Below are 19,833 nucleotides of genomic sequence, written 5' to 3'. Positions count from 1 at the left end.
ACTTTGTATTCCGACATATCTATCGTTTGCCACATCGAACAACAGGGAAAATGCGCTCGCTCCCTCTCTCCCTGCATGGGCACGAAAAGGGGTTGACCGCTTCTACGCTTAGTCGGATGCTCTCTCCCCCCTAAAAAAAACATTTTTATGTCGATTTTTCTAGTTGCATTTATATAGAAATTATATAAATCCATCTTAAATATCTATATAAGTCCACTTTGTTATTTCGACATATCTATCGTTTGCCACATCGAATAACAGGGAAAATGCGCTCGCTCGCTCCCTGCATGGGCCACGAAAAGGGGTTGACCGCTTCTACGCTTAGCCGGATGCTCTCTCCCCCCTAAAAGAAACATTTTTATGTCGGTTTTTCTAGTTGCGTTTATATAATCGATTCTATCTTATTAAACATTTAACCTTCTAATTAAAGGATTATTTTTTAACCCTTTTTTTCCATAGATTGATAAAGGAGTCTACAGTTTATACCCAGCCTCGGAAATGCGAAGCTTCAGCCGCTTTTCTTATGCCAACCATATATGCTGCTAAACGCATATCAACTTGATGAGTCTGTGCTGTTTGATAAATATTTTCAAAGGAATCGACCATTACTTTTCGCAGTTTTTGAGCAACCTCTTCCTCTGACCAATAATATCCTTGATTATTTTGAACCCATTCAAAATAAGAAACGGTGACACCACCTGCACTTGCCAGTATATCCGGTACAAGAAGGATTCCTCTTTCATCCAAAATTTTGGTTGCTTCCAGGGTTGTTGGCCCATTTGCTGCCTCCACCACAATCGACGCTTTAATATGATGGGCATTTTGTGCCGTAATTTGGTTTGAAATGGCAGCCGGAACAAGAATGTCACATTCTTGTTCGAGTAATTCTTGATTCGTAATGACATTGGTAAATAAATTCGTTACTGTGCCAAAACTATCGCGTCGCTCAAGCAGATAATCAATATCAAGCCCTTCCGGATCATAAAGAGCACCCAGTGCATCCGAAATACCAATCACTTTCGCTCCTGCATCATGCATGAATTTCGCCAAAAAGCTTCCTGCATTCCCAAAGCCTTGAATCACGATGCGTGCACCTTGTAAATCAATGCCTTTTTTCTTTACTGCTTCTTCAATACAAATCGTCACGCCGCGCGCTGTTGCCGTTTCGCGACCTTGTGAGCCCCCTAAAACAATCGGTTTGCCCGTAATAAATCCAGGAGAATCAAATTCCCGAAGGCGGCTGTACTCATCCATCATCCACGCCATAATTTGAGAATTCGTATACACATCAGGTGCCGGAATATCTTTTGTAGGGCCAACAATTTGGCTGATGGCACGAACATATCCACGGCTTAATCTCTCCAGTTCTCCAAATGACATTTCCCTCGGGTCGCAAATAATACCGCCTTTTCCCCCGCCGTAAGGAAGATCTGCAATGCCGCATTTTAAACTCATCCACATTGACAATGCTTTTACTTCCTCTTCATTTACTTCCGGATGGAAACGCACTCCCCCTTTCGTGGGGCCGACTGCGTCATTATGTTGAGAACGGTAGCCGGTAAAAATTTTAGTGGAACCGTCATCCATTCGAACCGGGATACGTACCGTGATGATTCTAAGCGGTTCCTTTAATAACTCGTACATTTCATCATTATATCCTAACTTTCGAACTGCTTCTTTTATGATGGACTGCGTTGAACTTAATAAATCTAACGTTTCACTTTGCTTATTGCCTTGCTTTTGAACGGAATCACTATTAACAGGGGCTGCCGCTTTCATTATTTACACCTCTTATGTTATAAGTTGTTTAATGTGAAAATATTTTGCATTTCTTGCAATCATCAATCGATTTTGGCTTGTACAAAAATAAAAATGAACTGACAATTTAGTTCAACTCTGGCACATAAAACTTATGATTGTTTTGAAGCATCATTTCTTATAGAAAAAGAGCAATTGTCGTAACAATTGCTCTTTTTATGCTGTTATCCTTGTAACTTCCTTTATACGTTTCCTAATTCTGAGAGAACGTTTTCATATTTTCGATTTGCTTTACAGCTTGTAGACAGCCTATGTTAAACTGCTATATCATTTTTAGATGGTTTACTTTGTTTACCTGGTTTTACAAAAACCATAGCTACCATACCTATTGTTACTGCAACGGCTGCTGCAATAAACATTGCGTTATATCCATATTTTGCCACAAGACTTCCTGTAAGGGTCGGGGCAAGAATAGTCGCGAGATTCGCAATAAAATGAGTTACCCCGCCAAATGTTCCTGCTTTACTTGGTTCTGTATCTAATACAACTGTCCAATAAATGGAGTTTGGCAGATAGTTAAATGCATTGCCTACACACATAAGGATTAAAACAGCTGTTGCACTTTGAACCGTAGGAATTAGCATAAAACAGATTGCTGTACAGAATAAGGAAACTACCGTAAACCAAGATCTTGCAATGCGTAAATTTCCAGTTTTCTCAAGTAACATATCCGAAATTTTCCCGCCTAATAGTCCCGTAAAAATAGCTCCTATCCAAGGAATCATTCCTAGATACCCAAGAGAAGCTAATGTAAAACCGAATTGATCTTGTAAGTATTTAGGAGTCCAAGTTAGCAATAGGATATTTACATATAAAAATGCAAAATACCCGATGGCATTCATAACTAGTGTAGGATTTTTGAAAAAGTTATACCATGGAACATTAGCTTGTTCCGATTCTTCTAATGAGATTTCCTCTCCCATTAGATTGCCTTTGCTTCGAATTTCCTGAAGCTCCTCTTTTGATACCTTTGGGTGATCTTCCGGCAGGTTTGTAAACATTTTAGACCATACTATTGCCCAAATTAAACCAGCCACACCAAGAATAACGAATGTCACTTTCCAATTTGCAATCGATAGTAAACCAACCACAATAGGCGCAGTCACCAGCGCCCCCACTGGCGTTCCTACTAATCCAAGGGCTACTGCAAATCCCCTTTCCTTTGGAGAAACCCAGTTGGCCATTGTTCGGTTCATTGTAGAAAATGTCGGGCCCTCTGCTAATCCAAATAATACCCGAAAGACAGCGAATCCAGCCAACGCTGACCCACCAAATAATGTTGCGCCTAAATGACCGGCAAACACTGTTCCTAACTCAAAGATAGACCATGCGAAAACAGCAAGCATCCACATGAATTTAGGTCCTTTTTTATCTGCTAAAGCTCCGCCAAATAAAGCACCAAAGATATAACCGTACCCAAAGTAACCGAGAATTGCTCCCCAACTTACGGGATTTAAATTGAACTCCTTTATAATCTCGGCTTGCGCATATGCAATTGCACCTCGGTCAACATAGTTAATAACTGTGATTATAATAATCATTAAAATGATAAAGTACCGATATCCATTTTTCATACTAGGCAACTCCTCCTTTCTTGGGTGTGATATCTTTTTCCTTAAAGAGGGTCCCGATAGTATCGGAAAACGTATGCTAAGGGCAGTGTTCCAAAAACCTTGGGTTTCTGAACAACGCGTTATTATTGTTTTTTTAAGAAAACTAACCCTTTTATAATGTTTAGTAGCTTGTCTCATATCAATAACGTCTTAGCGTATGTTTTCCGCGGTTTTGCTGCCGGGACCCCACCTCCACATTTGCGTAGATCTGATCTTGTTCTCTATTGTTGAAACTGTTGTTTACTCGTGTATATCTTGATTTATACCCATCCCAACCCATTTTCTTTCCTTGCTGAATTGAGCAGGGCTTTATCTAGTCTGCAACACGCAGCCAGTGATAAATTGCAGCCATGCATACACCCCGGTTTTAACTGTTTCAGCGACCGCTGAATCTTTGCTCGGGTCCAGACAAACGAAATCAATATGCCGGACAATCGGATGCTGGCCGATTTCCAGTAATGCATCAAACAGCTCAGCCGCTGTCATGCCGCCGGGTGTGGACGCCGGTACACCCGGCGCAACAGAAATATCAAGTACATCCATATCGACTGTGACGTAAACGCGGTCAACTTTCGCTGACAATTTCTCAAGCGCTTCCCGAACAGTATTGATAAGGCCCTGCTTACGCGCTTGCTTTAATGTCACCATCTGGATGTTGTGTTCCTCCGCATAATCAATAAGCGGCCTCGCATTAAAATAGCCATGCAAACCGATATTGATGACATTCTCTCCTTTGACGGTATCACCATCAATTAATTGCCGGATCGGCGTTCCGTTTGCAGGCCCTAATTCTGCCGGATCCCGCACATCAAGATGCGTATCGAGTTGCAAGATTCCAATCTCTTGCTTACAAACTTCTTTGATTCCCCGAACAGCGCAAGCCGTTGTGGAATGGTCGCCGCCAATCATGCATGTTACGGCGTGGGGATAGCGTGCCGCAAGATGCGCCGATGCCTCTTGAATGTGTTGATGTGATAAAAGGATATCTGTCATATGCATCACAACATCTCCCGCATCCGCTACCCGAAACGCAGTCAAATCGATATTTTCATCCAAATTGTAGGTGGCAAAGCCTTTCCACATCCGCCGAAACTCAGCTGGATACAAGGAAGCCCCAGACACACTGATTGATGAGCGTGAAATCGGTGCTCCATAAAGGATCAGGTCGGGCGCGTTTTGTATTTCATGAAGCGGCTGCACCCAATGATGGACGTAAGTTGGTTCTTCTTTCGATGTATTCCAAGACCATTCAGGCGCTTGAAGCCATTTTTCACTCATCTTATTTCGCCACCTTTACACCCTTTTTCCATACAGACTTGACATGGTTAACCCCGAATAAATATTGCAATTCTTGATAGCTTTTAACATTCCACAAAACGATATCCGCTTGTTTGCCAACTTCCAGCGACCCAACTTTTTCCTGCCGATTGATCGCACAAGCAGCATTATATGTCGCCGCAGTTAATGCTTCTGCCGGAGTGAGTCTCATGGAGATACAGGCTAGATTCATGACAAGCGGCATCGAGGTCGTCGGCGAGGACCCAGGATTGCAGTCAGTCGAAATTGCCACAGCCACACCCTCATCTATCATTCGTCTTCCCGCGGCAGCGTCTTCGCGTAAATACAGCGCAGTTGCCGGAAGCAAGCAAGCAATCGTTCTGGCTTTCGCCATTGCACGAATGCCCTCTTCTGAAGCTTTCAATAAATGCTCGGCTGAAATAGCTCCTATTTTCGCAGCTAATTCTGCTCCGCCATAAGGCTCAATTTCATCCGCGTGGATTTTCGGTATCAACCCAAAGCGTTTTCCTGCTTCTAATACACGCTCTGATTGTTCAGGCGTAAAAACGCCTTTTTCACAAAAAACATCGTTAAACTCAGCCAATTTTTCCTCAGCTATTACCGGCAGCATTTCATCGATTAAATAATCGACAAATTCGTCCTCACGACCTTTAAACTCTGTCGGAACCGCATGTGCCCCCATAAAAGTAGGAACGAGATCAATGGCATGTTTTTCCTGCAGTTTCTTCATCACTCGCAACTGTTTCAGCTCGGTTTCCAAATCCATACCGTAACCGCTTTTCCCTTCCACAGTTGTCACACCATGAGCGAGAAACGAATCAAGACGGCGTGTTGTTTGTTCAATCAATTCTTCTTCGGTCGCTTCCCGTGTCATGCGGGTGGTCGCATGAATACCTCCACCCGCGTTCATAATATCCATATAGGTTGCACCTTCAAGACGCATTTCAAATTCACGTTCGCGGCTTCCCCCGTACACAACATGCGTATGAGGATCCACCAAGCCTGGAGTGACTAGATGGCCAGTCGCATCGACAACTTCTGCTTCATGAACCTTTTCTGCATAGCGTTCTTCAATTTCCTTGGTCGTTCCGACTGCTTGGATAACACCATCCTCAATCCACAAGCTGCCGTCTTCAATCAAGCCAAGCTCAGACATTGCTTCTTTAGAGCGCGGGCCTTTTACTTCCGAAGCAAGTGTAGCCAACTGCGCTGCATGTTTAATCCAAATTGGTTTTGTCATTACGCATCCGTTCCTTTATCAAGCATTGGAATGTTGATTCCTTTTTCACGTGCTGTTTTCTTTGCCAGTTCATATCCGGCATCCACATGGCGCACTACTCCCATACCCGGGTCAGTTGTCAGCACTCGTTCAATGCGAGCTTCCGCTTCTTTCGTGCCATCTGCTACAATGACCACTCCTGCATGTAAAGAGTAACCCATTCCTACTCCGCCGCCGTGATGTACGGATACCCAAGTAGCGCCGCCAACCGCATTAACCATAGCATTTAAAATCGGCCAGTCTGCCACAACATCAGATCCGTCTTTCATCGCTTCTGTTTCCCGGTTTGGCGAAGCAACAGATCCTGAATCCAAATGGTCGCGTCCGATAACAATCGGTGCTTTTAATTCTCCGCTTGCCACCATATCATTAAGGATTTTTCCGAAACGGGCACGCTCTCCATAGCCAAGCCAGCAAATACGAGAAGGCAGACCTTGGAACTCGATTTTTTCTTGCGCCATGCGAATCCAGTTGCACAAATGTTCATTATCAGCAAATTCGCGTAAAATAGCCTGATCTGTTTTATAAATGTCTTCCGGATCGCCTGACAACGCCACCCAACGGAAAGGTCCTTTTCCTTCACAGAATTGCGGGCGGATGTAAGCTGGAACGAATCCAGGGAAGTCAAATGCATTTTCTACACCTTCATCTTTTGCAACCTGGCGAATGTTATTGCCGTAGTCAAATGTCACTGCTCCTTTTTCCATCATCTCAAGCATCGCTTTGACATGCGTTGCCATCGAAGCTTTCGAACGCTTCACATACTCTTCAGGGTTGGATTGTCGCAGTTCTGCTGCTTCTTCAAAGGCCAAACCTGCAGGCGTGTATCCGTTCAGTGGATCATGCGCTGATGTTTGATCTGTCAACACATCCGGGATAAAGTTACGTGCAATCATTTCCGGTAAAATTTCAGCGGCATTGCCCAATAGACCGATTGATAATGCTTTGCCTGCTTGTTTTGCTTCTTTAGCTAAACGAATCGCTTCATCTAGTGAATCTGTTTTCACATCTGTATAACGAGTTTCAATGCGTCGGTCAATTCTCGTTTCATCCACATCGATACCGATGCAAACGCCGCCGTTCATCGTTACTGCAAGCGGCTGTGCACCACCCATGCCGCCAAGGCCCGCTGTTACAGTGATCGTGCCTTTAAGCGTATTGTTGAAATGCTGCTTCGCAAGCTCCGCAAATGTTTCATATGTTCCTTGGACAATTCCTTGAGAGCCGATATAAATCCAGCTGCCCGCTGTCATTTGGCCATACATCATCAAGCCTTTTTTATCGAGCTCATGGAATGTTTCCCAATTCGCATAAGCCGGTACAATGTTTGAGTTAGCGATGAGAACACGCGGTGCATCAGTATGCGTTTTGAAAATGACCACTGGTTTTCCTGATTGAACGAGTAAAGTTTCATCGTCTTTCAACTCTTTTAGTGATTTAACAATCGCATCAAAGCACTCCCAGTTGCGTGCCGCTTTTCCAATTCCGCCGTATACAACCAATTCCTCTGGATGTTCAGCTACATCCGGATCCAAGTTATTCATCAGCATGCGAAGCACCGCTTCTTGTTGCCAGCCTTTCGTATGCAATTCTGTACCTCTATAACGGATAACTTTGTTTTCTGTAATCGTCTTCATTTCTTTCAACCTCCTTGTTGTTATATGTTCATTCTATAATAAAAATTCTGATAATTACTTATGATTTGATGATTATTTTATAAATTATTTATATTGTTTTCTTTTTTATTGTTATTTTTATAAATAATATCAACATCTTTCTACTTGTAATCAAATTAAAAACGATTCAGTATAAACTGAATCGCTTTTTTCATAATCCAGACCGAATAGGCTATACTAGCGATCTCTTATGAAGATGGAGAGATTCCCATAGCACACACATACACGCGTTCTGCAGGTGTAGACACGGGAGAAATCCCGTTATTTGGATAATCACTTGTTCTGGCATCGCTTTTTAGAGATGTACAAAAAGATGCCAAAGCAAGAACAGGTAAAATTTATGCTTTTGCAGACGTTTCGGAAAGTTTGTTTCAATACCGTAACTTCCATAAGACAGCGCTCATAAAAAGGAAACGTCAATTTACGTTTCCACAGGTATTTTCACCTTTCGCGATAAGTTATATTTGGACAATACTGATATGTTCCGTTTAATGTATATCGTTATTACAGATATAGAAGTGAAAAGCAAAATAATGTTAGGAATCATTTTGTTGTGTAAATCCGCAATATTCGTAAGGTTTATAAAATCAGGGGAGTTAGGGAAATAAATAGACAATACCAAAATAACTGTATTATTTAATAAGTGCAAGGTAATAGGCAATAAGAGATTTTCACTTTTTAGATATAGTAGCGACATCATAAATCCAAACACAAACGAACCCATAATGTCGGCGTGGAAAATCCCGAATATCAAATTCGTTATAACGATACTTGCCACAATATTTAATTTTGCTCCCAAGCGTTTCAATAACAATCCTCTGAATATAAACTCTTCTGCAATAGGACCAACTACACAGATGTTAATCGCCAACAATATAAATTGGATATTGTTCGAAGGGAACGGAACGTCTTCTTGTAAAATTTTATCTACATAATCAGGAATTACAAAGGACAAAGTGTAATTCGTAAGCCAAGATGCTCCCAATGAAAATGCTATTAACGTAACCATTAGCATAAGAATAGTAGGTATGTGTTGGATAACATTCTTTGTATGTATAACATTTAAACTCCCCCCTTTTTGCTTCTTAAATTGATACAAGAACCAAAGAAACGGAAAAACTCCTAGCAAACCATAAGATAGGGCTATCATAAGCATAGAATCATTCTCAGTAGGTTTGATGCCTAGAATAAAAACTATACTTAAAATCATTATCAGTAAAAAAGCAATACCTGAAAGTAAAAAATTGCGAATCTTCATTAATTCAAACATAGAACTCCCCTTTCTTTTCAATTGCATAAAAATCATTATTTTATCATATAAGGATATTTATTTCTTTTCAAGAAAAACAACAATATTTACAGAAATATCTAATTCGTTCCATCCATCAACTGCGCAGGGAACTCCAACGTCTCATGAGCAAATGCAACAAGTATTCCTGACAATGGAAGAAATACAATCGCGCCAAGCAGTTCGTCCTGTCCAAGTCAACAAAGCAGCTGCAAGGAGAGCTGCGCCATATCCGAGAAGGAACAAAGTGAAAGTATCTACGGATTGCGTAAGCAAGAAGCAGGAGACGGTGTGTTCCCACCCTTCTGCATGCACAAAAGTTGCTTAGCCAAATGAAGGAAAGGAGCCCCTGCATAGAGGTGCAGAGAGGAGATGGCAAATCCGCTTCTCATGGGATCTTGTCTTTGTTGGTGCTAATCCCCCCACTTCTAGGGGCAGGAGCGATTAAGTGCGGGAAGTTCATGCATCAAATAAATAAAGACCTTCGCAACGTTCGAAGGTCTTTAAACTATACTCATTTAAATTAGAAAATTTACTATTATCGGGTACATCTCAATGGAGCTGGTAATACCTTCGTTTAACTTTATAGCTGCAATACGCACTTTACATTCTAATGATTAGATAGAGAATCGTTATCTATTATGCATTCCTATGTTCATCGAAATCGATTCGGCACTTTTCTAACGGAACTACTTTTGTTTTCTTTATGAACTTATACCCTAGCCACATCATGAGAAATAATGGGATACCGAGATAGGCAGCGATTACGCTTCCCCAATTAATCTGATCGCCGAGAAAGGCTTGATAGTTTTGCGCCAATAGGACGATAAGACAAAGGACGAAGGCAAAAATCGGCCCGAAAGGAAACCATTTGGAACGATAAGGAAGATCGTCCAGCGAATAACCTTGAGCAAGGTATGCTTTTCGAAAACGATAATGGCTGGCCGCGATACCAAGCCAAAAAATAAACCCTGTGACTCCGACCGAATTCATCAACCAAGTATAAATAACGCCATCACCGAAAATGGAAGCAAAAAACGCCAACATTCCTACAAGTGAAGTCACAATTAGCGCCGAAACAGGAATTCCTCGCTTATTGAGCTTCCCAAAGAAGCGCGGTGCCAATCCGTCGTTTGCCATTGCGTACAACATCCGGCTCGTCACGTAAAGACTCGAGTTTCCTGCGGACAATACGGCTGTTAAAATAACTGCATTCATTACGGCAGCCGCAAATGCAAGTCCCATTTTTTCAAATACCATCGTAAACGGGCTGACCATGACCGTGTCGCCTTGCAGGCTGCTGGTTGTATAAGGAACAATCAATCCGATAACAAGAATTGCCAGGACATAAAATAGGAAAATCCGCCAAAAGATGCTGCGAACGGAACGGGGTACATTTTTCGCAGGGTCTTCACTTTCGCCGGCTGCGACACCGACAATTTCCGTCCCTTGAAAGGAAAAACCGGCTGCGATAAAAATACCTAATGTTGCCATAAAACCGCCGGCAAACGGAGCGTCACCAACGGTAAAGTTTTTGAATCCAATCGGCTTTCCGTTCATAACTCCAAATATCATTAATACACCAACAATAAGGAAAATGACAATGGTCGCCACTTTAACAAGCGAAAACCAATATTCCCCTTCACCATATCCTTTAACGGATGCGTAATTCAATAGGAAAATCAAAGCTAAAAACAAAGAACTCCATAAAAATGATGAACTGTCAGGAAACCAAAACTTCATAACCATCGTTGAGGCCGACAATTCCGCGGCAAGCGTCATCGCCCAAGTGAACCAATAGTTCCAACCGAGCGCAAATCCAAGCGCAGGATCGATAAACCGAGCCGCGTATGTACTGAAGGCTCCGCTTACCGGCATAAATGATGCCAATTCTCCCAGACTTGTCATTATAAAATAAACCATTATACCAATAACAGTATAAGCCACCATGGCTCCGCCCGGTCCGGCTGTGTGAATAGCCGGGCCGCTTCCGAGGAACAGCCCTGTTCCAATCGCGCCGCCTAACGAAATCATTGTCAGATGACGAGCTTTTAATTTTCTTTGTAAAGTATTTGACGGCTGGGTTTGTTCAGTTTCTAGAGGTTGTTGCAGCTGTTGATTTATCAAATTAGATTCTCCTCCCAAAATTTGTTTGATCCTTATACGGACGGACATAAAACAAACTTTCCTAAAAAGCAGCATCGACTCCTGAAAATGCTTTCATTTTCAAGCAAGCGTGATACCTCCAGCAAAACTATTATGCCCCTCTCGAAACTTCTGTCATGCTTGTACTAACAATCCGAAAAATAAAATAATAAGACCCTAGAAGCAGTCAGGAAATAACGTTTTCCGATTTTTTAAGCCTTATCAAGTATTCGGGCTACAAAGAGTGTTAAACCACCTCCTTTATTGGAAGTTAATCAAACATTTTGTTTTCTCGGTGCCGATGAAATTTACCAAATTTCGGAAATTTCAGAAATCTTAAAACCTGTCAAATTAGTGAAATAATAGGAAAAAGAAAGGTCTATTGCCTTTCATTCTGTTCATGTACGATTCTTTCTCCGCCGCCGTTTGCGCTCCTCTTTCCATTGACATTGACTAAAACCATTTTGCTTAAACATATATGAGTGAATGATAATTTCAACATGTCCATGTGCGATGTCCAACTAAAAGGGAGTACCTCTCTCGTTTACCCTTGCATGAACCAAAGGGTTGACCGCTTCTGCACGTCTTTTAATCTCTCCCTACTATAAACGGTTTTTTATTCACTTGTATATAATAAGCAAGGACGTTTGCGTACATTAGTATTTTATTCTATAAAAACCGAATCGAGTTGAATACGTAAACGCTTTCAATTCGATTCGGTTTAAACAAAAGCTGAAATCCCCTATCAAGGATTTTCTATATTGATAGGGAATCTCTTACTTTCCTTACAAGGTTACAGCTTCCAACTCTACACTCCATTTTTCCTGTTTCATAGCGCCGGCTAAGTTTTCGATATCCTTAGAGAAAATTCGATCCTGTGTAATAACGGGAACTGATGCTCTGATTCGATCATGCAAGTTTTTAGACTGAGGAGCTAATTTTTCAGTACCTCGGATATCCGCCGCTTGGGCTGCACATATTGCTTCAATAGCAAGAACTCTGCGGCTGTTCTGTACAATGTCATAAGCATGACGTGCAGCGGTTGTCCCCATACTAACGTGGTCTTCTTGGTTCGCTGAAGAAGGGATAGAATCTACACTTGAAGGATGAGCTAATGTTTTGTTCTCCGAAACAAGTGAAGCTGCAACATATTGTGCAATCATCAACCCGGATTCAAGACCAGGATTAGTACTTAAAAAGGCCGGGAGATCATTTAACTGCGGATTTACTAATCGTTCAATACGTCTTTCAGAGATATTAGCTATTTCTGACAGTGCGATCCCAAGAAAATCCATTGCAAACGCTATCGGTTGACCATGGAAATTACCTCCAGAAATCACTTTACCGCTATCGGAAAAAATAAGAGGATTATCTGTGGCCGAATTGACTTCGATTAAAAGCTTTTCTCTTACATAATTCAAGACTTGCTGAACAGCTCCGTGTACTTGCGGAATGCAGCGCAGGGAATAAGCGTCCTGAACACGAATGTCTCCTTGTCTTGTCGTCAGCTGACTTCCATCAACATATGAAAGAATCCGCCCTGCTACTTCTTGCTGTTCCGGATAAGGTCTTACTAAATGAGATTCAGGGACAAAGGCATCCACAATTCCTTGAAGTCCTTCCATTGTCAACGCGGCGACTCTATCTGCCAAATCAGCTAAATCTTGGGCCTCTAAATAAGCAATCACACCCACAGCCGTCATAGCTTGTGTACCATTAATTAGTGCGAGTCCTTCTTTTGCCTTTAATCGGATCGGTTGAAGACCTGCACGCTGCAAAGCTTCTCCCCCCGGCATTTTCTCTCCCTTATAGATTGCTTCGCCTTCCCCAACCAGCACTAAAGCTAAATGAGCTAGAGGCGCTAAGTCTCCGCTTGCTCCTAATGATCCTTGACTAGGTACTACTGGATGTACGCCTTTGTTCAAACAATCCACCAATAATTGCAGCGTCTCTTCACGAATACCTGAAAAACCTTTGGCTAATGCATTTGCTCTCAGCAGCAGCATCGCTCTGCTTACACTTTCAGAAAAAGGCTGGCCAACGGCGCAAGCATGACTCCGAATGAGATTAATCTGCAAGTTCTCTAAATCTTCATTTGAAATTAATGTGTCGCTAAATTTCCCGAATCCTGTATTGACACCATACACTACGCTTCCTTCTGCTATATGCTTTTCAACAACATCCCTGCTTTGTTTCACTTTTCTCCATGAATCTTCACTAAGTTCAACTGTTGCATTCTGATCAAGAATTTGAGCTATCTGCTCAAATGTTAAAGTATTGCCGTCGAGTTGAATAAACATTATAATCGCTCCTTTTTATCTTTAGAAAATGATATCTTGCCCAATGAACACAAAAAGGGGCTATATCAAAAGAGAAATTACATTCCTCTTTTGATATAGCCCCCTATAAACTGAATTGACTATGGGCTTTTAATAGATTCTTAAAAATTCAAACAATTTTATCATGCACTAAGCTGTAAGGCGCTAAAAATACTCTCTAAAGTGTCTAACCACATTATGCACTTCCCTGATTATTTTGTCAATTAAAAATATTATTTATTGTTAAAATAAATTAACGTGGATTTATATATGATTAAATCCAAATCCTAATGCATCATGTTCAAAACCTTTTTTTGGAGCACCAATTGTTCCATATACACATACACTAATCCATTCTCCACCGTAACCAGAAAAGTCAATATTTCCTCTTACAATTGAGAAAGTTAAACCAACAGTACGTAAAATGTCCCCAAATTGAACAGTCCCTCTGCCTACTCCTTGTATAGCTTCTAATATAGCATGATAAAGGGCATGGACTTCTCTATAAGAATTAGCATTTACGATACCCTTTGATTTCGCACTCGTCTCAATCGCAGAGACTACTTTGGATAAGTCCATGGCTCCGACTTTTCCCACTGTATACTGATAACCTCTTGAAGTGAGTTCTTGTTCAATTTCTTTAACAGATTCACTATTGTGTAAAAGAGCTAATAAAGAAGTTAATTTACCCATTGAAAAATCATTGAATTGATTAGGTTGATTTACTTGATTAACCAAAAGATTTCCCTCCCATTGTAATTCTTCTATTATTCAAGCAAGGCAGGATTTTTGAAAAAGTTACACCATGGAACATTAGCTTGTTCCAATTCTTCTAATAAGATTTCCCCTCCCATTTTCCTTAGAGGGATCCCGGTAGTATTATGCGGAAAACATACGCTAAGTCTTCCGGACGCTCAGCTGCATCTCGATCTAAATTATGCATCAGCATGCGAAGCACTACCTCTTATTGTCAGCCTTTAGTATGCAATTCTATACCTTAATAACGTACAACTTTATTTTTTGTAATCGCCTTCATTTCTTTCTACTTCCTTGTGGTGTTATGTTCATTTTATAATAGAAATGCTGATAACATTTTATAATTTAATGATTATTTTATAAATAGTTTATAACTTGTTCTTTTTTATTGTTACTTTTACAAAAAATATCAAATCATTTCTACTTGTAATCAAATTAAAAACGATTCAGTATAAACTGAACCGCCTTTTTTCATAATCCAGACCGATAAGCTGATGGGGTGCATGCTTCAAGCTGTTTGAATTTAGCATTAAAATAAGTTTGGTGAGAATAGCCCGTTAATCGGGCAACTTCTTCCAATGATAAATCCGTTTCCTGTAATAGACGTTTAGCCTCTCGAATACGTACTTGATGCAGCGTATCGCGAAACGGCCGGCCGGATTCGGCTGCAAAGCGACGGCTGAGGGTGCTTTTATTGATGCGTAGCGTATCTGCGCATGCCGCTAAATTCCACTGGGCATCCCAATAGTTAGACTCGATCAATTCCCTTGCTTTCTCGACAAGTGTGCGCGATCCTTCCTGTAATTGCTCATGATCCTGCAGGAGCAAACGGGTTGTAAACACAAGCAGTTCTTGGACAATTTGATAAATGACTGGCTTATGTACAATTTGCTGAAAAACTTCATGATACATCGCTTCCCAAGAAGCGCTTTGGAGGTTGTATGATTTCATATGCCGGCGAATCTGCGCGAGCACACTCGTAAGGCGAATACGAACGATTTCTGGATCGGGATATGGCTGCTGAAAAGTCAGGAATTCACGCTCCACCCAATCCCGGATGGCCTTTGTATCTCTTTTTTCGAGCATTTCAATCCACTGACGCTGTTCCAAAGGAGTGAGGAATGGGTCCATTTCCTGAGAGGACATTTGTTCATTTTCTGCCAAAATAATATCATAACCTTCGAAAAAAATTCGCCTCATTAATTGGCGCGTTTGCTGATATGTTCTTTTTAATGAATCTTCTGAAGATGCTGCTTTAATCACAATGGCGAGGGGCTCATCCATCAGCTCTTTCCAGCGCGCAAGAAATGCATGGTATTCCTCCTGGAACACATCGGCCTCTTGGGTTTCCTGCACACATAAAATAAAATTAGATAAAACAAATATACGATTCTTTCCAGTAAAAGAATAACGTTGCAATGCACTATATACAAGAGGAAGCGTTTCCGAATGAGGAGTCAAAAATGCGACCATCGTTATCGGATTGACGGGTTTTCGCTCTGTCAAGAAAAGATCAGGGTAATCGATGGCGAATGAATCTGCTTCTTCTGTTGTATTGTTCGTAAAGTAGCGCTGATCATTTCGCAATTGATAGCGCAGTTGTTGAATACGTTTGATTAAATCTGCCGGAGAAAACGGGCGAAATAAAACATCTTCCGCACGAAAACGGAGCGCGCGATAAGCTGTTTGAAAGATTCGCTCAGATGAAATCCCTAACCAGCGAATGCTATGTTGCTGCATCAGCTCACCAAACTTTTCACTTTCATGCTTCCATCCGTCCATATCCAGAATAACAAGATCAGGTCGCTGCTTCTGCATACCATTTTCAAATTCCTCCATTGTATCCCACAGAATCAGCCGGACTCCGGTAAAATGCGACTCCAGCATCCACCGAATTCCCTGAGCTTCTAACTCATCTTTTGCTACCAAATGAATTTCCATGCTGTTACACCTTCTCTTCTTACATCATTCTTTTATCATAGCAAATGTATCCAGATAATAAAGCCCTTCTTTGAAAGGAAATTAAAGACATAGGTATTGTCCAGAAATTTTTGGATAGCCGCCGTTAAAATAACGCCTAAAGTCATCATTCAAACAGTGTCGCTAACCGTTCCTGCATAGGTACAACCAAAAGTTTTTGGAGGAGGCGTATCACTTAGGAAGATATCTTGAATAGTCAGCTGCATACAGAGCATAGGTCAACTGTTTGGATACATGTTGCATGTACCCATCCGTAGTCTTTATCTTGATCGGAACCGACTATTCCAATTCAACCGCATATCGGCACAGGTGTAGAATAATTGTTTGGCGTTGGCGAATCAATTCATCCTCGATTTTCTGCAGCGACGGTAAGCGTTGGAAGTACAATTTGCTATGGACTAAAGCTGAATATTAGCTGTATCATATAAAAAAGGGAATATATTACAAAAAGGAGGATAGATTACATGTTATCAAAAGAAGAATTAATTTCTAATTTCGAAGGGGTTCGAAAGCGAACATGGAAGTATTTGCATGTACTGCCCGAAACATTAATTGACTGGCGTCCAGATGACGACAAGTTTTCAATTGGCGATATCGTTCGACATCTGGGCTCTACAGAATTAATGTTTTTTCATGCAATCAAACAAAATGAATGGAAGTATAATGGGCATGATCCAGATAAAGGTAGAACAATGCAAGAAGCTATGAATTATTTACAGGTTTGTCATGATACCGTACTCGAAGGACTTCATCAGTTAGAGCATGAGCAACTAACGAGGAAAGTGAAGAATCTGTTAGGCTATGAAGTCAGTGCATGGAGAATCATAATGGCCATGGCTGAGCATGAAATTCATCATCGAGGTCAACTCTCTGCATATATGCAAGCAAATCATATTGACCCTCCACAAATATTTGGTTTGAAAATCGAGCAGATACCTACGCACCGTATAATGGAATAAGCCTAATGAAGAAGATATATTCCGTTCTTACATCTTCCCAGAATTTGAAATATCTACGATTCATATACTTTCCTAAGACAAAAGCCTTGCTGTGATAGCAAGGCTTTCTTTTTTCGTTTTGGGATAATCAGTTTTATATTTGTGGGCGTAAAACTACGATACCTTTAGGTTCGTGGTAGTTCACTAAATTCACAACAACAATGAGCGGCCTTGTTCATCCTGATTAGAATGACAAGACCGCTTACACTATTTCCCTATTCATTATTTTCACTAAATTCCCTTTCAGTTTATTTAGACTGGGTATCTATTGTAAGCACTTACATTTCAGGGTTTCAAGAAAGACTATGGTGTGGAACGTCTAAAGTACTGATCTAACATAACAGGTAATAAGAAAAAAGGAGAAAACAATGCCATCCCTACTACGAATTCTAGCATAAGTTATCCAAACTCCCTTCTCATTGTCAATTCAATATCGCGCATAAATGTGGCAATATTGTGAACTTCCTTACCCTCATTTTCACATAAAACAATATTCTTTGCAACATATTTTTTAGATTTATCAGAAAATTTTTAAAATTATTTTGATGAATTCCTTCATAATCTGCATGACAAAAAGACTTCATCTTTCCTGAAGCCTTTTTGTTTGGATATATACTAGGTTGCTTTCAGCTCTGTGGAGGGATAAAATATCCCTCCGTTTTATGGTGCTTCAAATTACGTTGTTTATACATCGTTCTCTTTACATAACCCATATATGAATAAATGATAATTTTGACATGTCCATGTGCAACCAAAAGGGAGTATGGTATGCTTCTTCTCTCTCGTTTCCCCTTGCATGAACCAAAGGTTTGACCGCTTCTCCACGTCGCCGGATCATCTCTCCCCACTATCAAAAGACGGTTTTTTTATTCGCTTGTATATATAAATCCACTTTGTTATTCCGACATATCTATCGTTTGCCACGTAGAACAAAAGGGAAACTGCGCTCCCTCCCTCTCTCTCTCCCTGCATCGGCCACGAAAAGGGGTTGACCGCTTCTACGCTTAGTCGGATTCTCTCTCCCCACTATAAAAAGACGGTTTTTTTATTCACTTGTATATAGATTATCGGTAGTAAGTAAACAAATGAATGGATACTGTACCCATCCTATAATATTCCCTAGTGTATGTATAATAAAATAACATTTTCTTATACTAAGGTCGAAAACCGATTTAAGGAGGGGTAACGAATGACTGAGCAAAATCGAAATCGATCTGCCATCGACCAAGGGCGTAACAGAACAAAACGCGGGATTGAAGCAGCGAGCGATGCAGTACAAAATGCAGTTGATGCTGTTGGAGATGCAGGAAAAGCAGCAGTTGACCGTATTTCCGATGCAGTTAAAGATGTTACAGCAAGATAATTTATTTGAGTCTCTGTTGTAATAGTTGATCAAAGAAAAACAAGGAACAAGACCGTCAGCGGTCTTGTTCTAATATGTAATAAAAACTGTTTCATTTTCTCATCATTTTCATACTTAAGCTCTCGAATTCGTGCAGCTGCTGGCTAATATAACAAAAAAGGAAATACTCACGTCATTTTGAGAACGTTCCTCCTGTCATCGAGCCATTTATGATCCGATTTAGACAATTTATTATCCAAAGTATGCTGTTTATTATCCAAATCCCCTCTTTTATTATCCAAACTTCATTCCATACGTCTAAACGTCGAACCTATAAGCTCCTTTTTTATTTTAAAGTCAAATTTCTAATCTAATCTTAATCCATAAACGTTCGTTTTTGAAAAACACACGAAGGAAACCAGTTCCCTCATATTTTATTTTCATTACTGAAGAACGGCCTTTGCCGCATTGATACGTCAGGAATTAAAATACGTGCCGGTTCCTGAAATTTTATCAGTCTATATTGAATGCTTTTTATCTTTATCATAATTTGGTGATGTACTAGAGTGTGTTAATATGCGGTCTAATACTTTTTTAGTAAATGGCATAAAGTAATTAAGTATTAGTCCCCCTAAACAAACGGTTAATAAAGTTCCAACACCAATTGGTCCATTTAAAATCATTGCCATTATCAAGAATACGAGGTAAATGAATGTTCTCGAAAAAAATATATTTGTTCTAGTTAATTCTTGTATGATTAATGTTAATCGGTCAACTGGAATCGGTGCAAAATTTGTGTGTAAATATGTTGCTGTTCCTAATCCTATAACAACTAAGCCGATTCCAAAACAAACAACTTTGCTGTACCATAGTTCAGGTGTTATCAAATTGTGCAATAAAAAAAGCCACATATCAATACCAATACCCGTTATAAATGCTGTTAACAACCCCAAAACTTCTGGTCTTTGTCTTTTTAAAAATGAATTACAACATATCAATATTAAAGCTATTATTATTTCCCAACTTCCCACAGTAAGTCCCACATTTATGGACAGTCCTACCAAAAGTGCATCAAAAGGTGAAGTTCCAAGGTTTGATTGTATAGTGAAAGAAATACCAAGGGTTAATATTAAAATTCCTAATACATAAAAAACATACTTCACTTTACCCGACCTCTTTATCATTATTTTTGTTGCATTTGCAACAAATTTAGGTTAAATTTAATATATGCCATTTTTATTGCATTTGCAACAAAAATATGTACTAAGGAGTTAATTATGAAGAAAATTCTTCGTGAAATTGGAATGATAGCAAGGGCATT

At 40.4% G+C, this 19,833-nt stretch carries 13 protein-coding genes; 2 read left to right on the top strand and 11 right to left on the bottom strand.

The features are described from left to right. Positions 1-480: 480 nt before the first annotated feature. The 10 genes from H540_RS0114530 to H540_RS0114485 all read right to left on the bottom strand — a co-directional run bounded on the left by H540_RS0114530 (position 481) and on the right by H540_RS0114485 (position 16,133). Positions 481-1,779, bottom strand: a complete 1,299-nt coding sequence (locus tag H540_RS0114530) for a Glu/Leu/Phe/Val family dehydrogenase (RefSeq protein ID WP_028401291.1) — start codon at positions 1,777-1,779, stop codon at positions 481-483. 293 nt (positions 1,780-2,072) lie between these two features. Then, positions 2,073-3,392, bottom strand: a complete 1,320-nt coding sequence (locus H540_RS0114525; protein ID WP_028401290.1) for an MFS transporter — start codon at positions 3,390-3,392, stop codon at positions 2,073-2,075. A 348-nt stretch (positions 3,393-3,740) separates the two neighbouring features. Then, the gene (locus H540_RS0114520; protein ID WP_028401289.1) at positions 3,741-4,709 is read right to left on the bottom strand and encodes an agmatinase family protein; all 969 of its coding nucleotides are present in this window, start codon (positions 4,707-4,709) and stop codon (positions 3,741-3,743) included. 1 nt (position 4,710) lies between these two features. Next, on the bottom strand, positions 4,711-5,970 hold the full coding sequence (gene hutI / locus H540_RS0114515; protein ID WP_028401288.1) for an imidazolonepropionase: 1,260 nt from the start codon (positions 5,968-5,970) through the stop codon (positions 4,711-4,713). Beyond that, a complete protein-coding gene (gene hutU, locus H540_RS0114510) occupies positions 5,970-7,646 on the bottom strand; it encodes a urocanate hydratase (RefSeq protein ID WP_028401287.1) in 1,677 nt (558 codons plus the stop codon). Before hutU ends, hutI begins: the two co-directional genes overlap by 1 nt. A gap of 460 nt (positions 7,647-8,106) precedes the next feature. Next, entirely contained in the window at positions 8,107-8,955 is an 849-nt protein-coding gene (locus H540_RS29765; RefSeq protein ID WP_051317118.1) for a CPBP family intramembrane glutamic endopeptidase, read from the bottom strand. A gap of 657 nt (positions 8,956-9,612) precedes the next feature. Next, complete coding sequence (locus H540_RS0114500) at positions 9,613-11,007, bottom strand: amino acid permease (protein ID WP_245592249.1); 1,395 nt, start codon at positions 11,005-11,007, stop codon at positions 9,613-9,615. An 896-nt stretch (positions 11,008-11,903) separates the two neighbouring features. Continuing rightward, entirely contained in the window at positions 11,904-13,418 is a 1,515-nt protein-coding gene (hutH, locus tag H540_RS0114495) for a histidine ammonia-lyase (RefSeq protein WP_028401285.1), read from the bottom strand. 282 nt (positions 13,419-13,700) lie between these two features. Then, positions 13,701-14,129: a histidine utilization transcription antiterminator HutP gene (hutP, locus tag H540_RS0114490; RefSeq protein WP_051317119.1), complete on the bottom strand. Its 429-nt coding sequence runs from the start codon at positions 14,127-14,129 to the stop codon at positions 13,701-13,703. A gap of 534 nt (positions 14,130-14,663) precedes the next feature. After that, positions 14,664-16,133: a response regulator transcription factor gene (locus H540_RS0114485; protein WP_028401283.1), complete on the bottom strand. Its 1,470-nt coding sequence runs from the start codon at positions 16,131-16,133 to the stop codon at positions 14,664-14,666. A gap of 503 nt (positions 16,134-16,636) precedes the next feature. On the opposite strand from H540_RS0114485, the gene H540_RS0114480 reads away from it, so the two are divergent. Both H540_RS0114480 and H540_RS34060 read left to right on the top strand, forming a co-directional pair. Next, positions 16,637-17,131, top strand: coding sequence for a DinB family protein (locus H540_RS0114480; RefSeq protein ID WP_028401282.1), 495 nt, complete (start codon positions 16,637-16,639; stop codon positions 17,129-17,131). Between the two features lie 1,228 nt (positions 17,132-18,359). After that, positions 18,360-18,533 (top strand): hypothetical protein, encoded by a 174-nt coding sequence (locus H540_RS34060; RefSeq protein WP_169729576.1) that lies wholly within the window; start codon positions 18,360-18,362, stop codon positions 18,531-18,533. 497 nt (positions 18,534-19,030) lie between these two features. On the opposite strand, the gene H540_RS0114470 is transcribed toward H540_RS34060, so the two are convergent. Then, positions 19,031-19,675: a YczE/YyaS/YitT family protein gene (locus H540_RS0114470; RefSeq protein ID WP_028401281.1), complete on the bottom strand. Its 645-nt coding sequence runs from the start codon at positions 19,673-19,675 to the stop codon at positions 19,031-19,033. Positions 19,676-19,833 lie beyond the last annotated feature (158 nt).

The organism is Ectobacillus panaciterrae DSM 19096, assembly GCF_000430785.1.
Taxonomy (GTDB): domain Bacteria; phylum Bacillota; class Bacilli; order Bacillales; family Bacillaceae_G; genus Ectobacillus; species Ectobacillus panaciterrae.
This window is presented reverse-complemented; position numbering and strand designations above follow the sequence as displayed.

Excerpts from the sequence above, each read along its gene's own strand:
- H540_RS0114520 (WP_028401289.1), bottom strand. The coding sequence starts at position 4,709 with ATGAGTGAAAAATGGCTTCAAGCGCCTGAATGGTCTTGGAATACATCG.
- H540_RS0114480 (WP_028401282.1), top strand. The coding sequence starts at position 16,637 with ATGTTATCAAAAGAAGAATTAATTTCTAATTTCGAAGGGGTTCGAAAG.
- hutP (WP_051317119.1), bottom strand. The coding sequence starts at position 14,129 with ATGGGTAAATTAACTTCTTTATTAGCTCTTTTACACAATAGTGAATCT.
- hutI (WP_028401288.1), bottom strand. The coding sequence starts at position 5,970 with ATGACAAAACCAATTTGGATTAAACATGCAGCGCAGTTGGCTACACTT.
- H540_RS0114530 (WP_028401291.1), bottom strand. The coding sequence starts at position 1,779 with ATGAAAGCGGCAGCCCCTGTTAATAGTGATTCCGTTCAAAAGCAAGGC.
- H540_RS34060 (WP_169729576.1), top strand. The coding sequence starts at position 18,360 with ATGACTGAGCAAAATCGAAATCGATCTGCCATCGACCAAGGGCGTAAC.
- H540_RS0114485 (WP_028401283.1), bottom strand. The coding sequence starts at position 16,133 with ATGGAAATTCATTTGGTAGCAAAAGATGAGTTAGAAGCTCAGGGAATT.
- H540_RS29765 (WP_051317118.1), bottom strand. The coding sequence starts at position 8,955 with ATGTTTGAATTAATGAAGATTCGCAATTTTTTACTTTCAGGTATTGCT.
- H540_RS0114525 (WP_028401290.1), bottom strand. The coding sequence starts at position 3,392 with ATGAAAAATGGATATCGGTACTTTATCATTTTAATGATTATTATAATC.
- hutU (WP_028401287.1), bottom strand. The coding sequence starts at position 7,646 with ATGAAGACGATTACAGAAAACAAAGTTATCCGTTATAGAGGTACAGAA.
- H540_RS0114500 (WP_245592249.1), bottom strand. The coding sequence starts at position 11,007 with ATGATTTCGTTAGGCGGCGCGATTGGAACAGGGCTGTTCCTCGGAAGC.
- hutH (WP_028401285.1), bottom strand. The coding sequence starts at position 13,418 with ATGTTTATTCAACTCGACGGCAATACTTTAACATTTGAGCAGATAGCT.